General features: G+C 76.1%; 2 protein-coding genes. Both read left to right on the forward strand.

From position 1 onward, the window contains the following. Positions 1-1,318 (forward strand): sugar transferase (locus GT045_RS22880; protein WP_237538801.1); only part of this gene is annotated, 1,318 nt, incomplete at its 5' end. Between the two features lie 3 nt (positions 1,319-1,321). Further along, on the forward strand, positions 1,322-2,686 hold the full coding sequence (locus GT045_RS22885) for an O-antigen ligase family protein (RefSeq protein WP_161335280.1): 1,365 nt from the start codon (positions 1,322-1,324) through the stop codon (positions 2,684-2,686). Positions 2,687-3,413: the final 727 nt, after the last annotated feature.

The following is a 3,413-nucleotide window of genomic DNA, read 5'->3' on the forward strand; positions in this document are numbered from 1 at the left end:
CCCGCTGCGGCACCGGCCCGCCCGGCACGCCGCGCCGCTGCCGCTGTTCACCGCCGACCTGTGCGCCGCGCTGGTGGGCGCGGCCGCGCTGGGCGAGGCCGCCCGCCGGCCGCTGCCGGTCGCCGCGCTGGTCGCCGGATCCCTGCTGCTGCGCCCGCGCTCCGGCCGACCGGTGACCGGTGTGCTCGACGAACTGCCCGCGGTGTGCGCGCGGATCGCGGTGACCTGGCTGGGCCTGGCCGCGCTGCTCGCCGCGTACGACCCCGGACGCGCCCTCACCGCCCGCACCCTGCTGCTGGGCTGCGCGCTGCACACGGCCGCCGCCGGGGCGGCCCGGGGCGCGGTGCACTGGCGGCGCCGGATCGCCCTGCTGCGCCACCCGCGGACCGCCCTGGTGATCGGGCCCGCCGCGACCGGGCAGCGGGTCGCCGCCGCGCTGCTGCGGCAGCCACGCTGCGGGGTGCGGCCGGTGGGCGTGGTCGCCGAACACCCGGACGGTGCCGCCGGGCTGCCGGTGCTCACCACCGGCGAGGAGGTGGAGCGGGCGCTCATCCAGAACGGGGTGCGGGTCGTCCTCACCGTCGACCCGGCCGTACGCACCGAGCGGGAACCGCTGCTGCGGGCGCTCGCCGAGTCGGGCTGCGCGCTGTGGGAGGTGGACGCGGCCTCCCCGGCGTACGAGACGCGCGACCAGCTCGCCGGGTTCGCCGTGCGCCGTCTGGAGCCGGGCCCGCGGCGGCACGGCGGTGCCGGCAAGCGACTGCTGGACATGACGGTGTCCGGACTGCTGCTCGTGCTGGCCAGTCCGGTGCTGCTGCTGTGTGCGACGGTGCTGCGGCTCACCGAGGGCCCCGGGGTGGTGTTCCGGCAGGAGCGCGTCGGCAAGGACGGCCGCCCCTTCACCCTGCTGAAGTTCCGTACCCACCGGCCGGTCGACGAGCACGAGGCGGCCACCCGGTGGAGCGTGGCCGGCGAGCGGCGGATGAGCCCCTTCTGCCGGTTCCTGCGGCAGACCTCGCTGGACGAGCTGCTCCAGTTGTGGAACGTCTTCCGGGGTGACATGAGCCTGGTCGGCCCCCGGCCCGAACGTCCCTACTTCGTCGCCCAGTTCAGCGGCATCCACCCGGGCTACGCGGCCCGCCACCGCATGCCGACCGGCATCACCGGGCTCGCCCAGATCAACGGGCTGCGCGGTGACACCTCCATCGAGGACCGGGCCCGCTTCGACAACGCCTACATCGACAACTGGTCGCTGTGGCAGGACGTCTGCATCCTGCTGCGCACCGCCGCCGCGCTCGTGCGGTCCACGGGGAGCTGACCGATGGCCCTGACCCTGCCGCTCCACCGCCCTCTGCGGCTGTCCCCGGTGCTGCCGGTGGTGGCCGTGGTCGCGCTGCTCGCGCTGCCGGCCACCCCCGGCGACGGCGGTGACGGCGGCGCGGGTCCCGCCGACGCGCTGTCCGCGCTGGTCGTCCTCTTCTGCGCGGTACGGCTGCTGCGCGCGCGCCGCCGCCCGCTCACCCCGGCCGCCGCGATGATCCTCGGTCTGCCGGTGGCCGGCCTCGCGCTGGCCGCGGTGCACGCGCTCACCCCGGGCGCCGGGATCACCGGTCTGGGCCGGTATCTCCAGGTCTTCGTCCTCGTCCCGGCCGCCGTCGTCCTCCTCGTCCGCGACCGGGCCGACTTCCGGCTGCTGGCCTGGGCGTTCGTGGCCCTCGCGGGCTGGCAGGGGACGCTCGGCGTGCACCAGTACGTCACCCGTACCGGGGCCTCCTACGAGGGCGAGGACATCCGGGCGGTCGGCACCTTCGGGGCGGCGGACGTGATGGGCATGGCGACGGTGGTGTCGTTCGGGCTGGTGTGCGCGGTGGGTCTGGCGCTGGGCCGGCCCGCCGTGCGGGAGCGGATGATCGCCGCGTGCTGCGCGCTCGCCCTGTCGGTGCCGCTCGCCCTGTCCTTCAGCCGGGGCGCCTGGATCGCCACCGCGGTCACCCTCACCGTCCAGCTGGTGCTGGCCGGCCTGCGCCGGGCGCTGCGGATCGGGGCGGTCGTGGTGGCCGCGGGCGTGGTGCTGGTGGGCGGGCTGGGTGTGGGTACGGCGATGCTCCAGGAGCGGATCGACAGCATCGGCCAGGTCACCGCCGCGCCCGACCAGTCGGTCACCGACCGGTACACGATGTGGGCCGCCGCCACCGACATGTGGCGGGACCGGCCGCTGACGGGCGTGGGCCTGAAGGCGTTTCCCGAGTACCGCGACGGGCACGCCTCGCTCGCGCTGTCCTCGGGCAGCGACACCGGGGGCGCGGGCGCGGCCTTCCGCCGGCAGCCGCTGCTCTCCCCGCACAACATGTACCTGCTCGTCCTCGGCGAACAGGGCCTGATCGGGCTGCTGTGCCTCGCGGGCAGCTGGCTCGCGCTGCTGGTGTGCGCGCTGCGCGGACTGCGGCGGACCCGCGCGGCCGGGGGCGCCGGCCTGGACTGCGCGCTGGCCGCCTGCGGACTGCTGGTCTGGCAGCTCGTGGACTTCGTGTACGCCGACATCGGCGGCCCGTCGACCGTGCTGACGGCCGTGTGCTTCGGGCTGATCGCCTGGTGGGCGCTGGTGGGCGGCGACCTGAGCGCCACCGGGGGGCACACCGCCGTACCGGCCCGGCGGCGGGCGGCGGCCGAGGCGGCCCCGCGATGACGACGACAGCGCCCCGTCCGTCCCGCTTCCGGTCGCGGTGGCACAGCCGGGGGCGGAGGCGGGCGGGATGACAAGCCGTACGACCGGCGAACCACCGGTCCCGGAGACCACCACGGCACGACGACCGACGACCGACACCACACCGGGACCGACGACCACCACGCCACCACGACCGACGACGGACGCGACATCGGGACAGGCGGCCGACGCGCCACCACGACCGACGACCGACACCACACCGGGACCGACAACCGCCACGGCACGACGACCGACGACGGACACCACGCCGGGACCGACGACCGACACCGCGCCGGAAGCGACGGCCGACGCGACACCGCATCAGACGACGGACACCACACCAGGACCGACAACCGCCACGGCACGACGACCGACGACGGACACCACGCCGGGACCGACGACCGACACCGCGCCGGAAGCGACGGCCGACGCGACACCGCATCAGACGACGGACACCGCACCAGAAGCGACAGCCCACGCGACACCGCATCAGACGACGGACACCGCACCAGGAGCGACAGCCGACGCGACACCGCATCAGGCGAGGGACGCGACATCCGGACAGGCGGTGACCGCTCGGCCACGGCGGCCGGCCGGTGCGGGCGCCGCCGCCCTGCCCGCGGCGCGTTCCGTCGTACCCACCACGCCCGGTGCCGCCCTAGCCCGCACCGGGCGCGCCGCCCTCCACCCGCCCACGACGCCCGGTGAC

The organism is Streptomyces sp. SID486 (genome assembly GCF_009865385.1).
Taxonomy (GTDB): domain Bacteria; phylum Actinomycetota; class Actinomycetes; order Streptomycetales; family Streptomycetaceae; genus Streptomyces.

Excerpts from the sequence above, each read along its gene's own strand:
- GT045_RS22885 (WP_161335280.1), top strand. The coding sequence starts at position 1,322 with ATGGCCCTGACCCTGCCGCTCCACCGCCCTCTGCGGCTGTCCCCGGTG.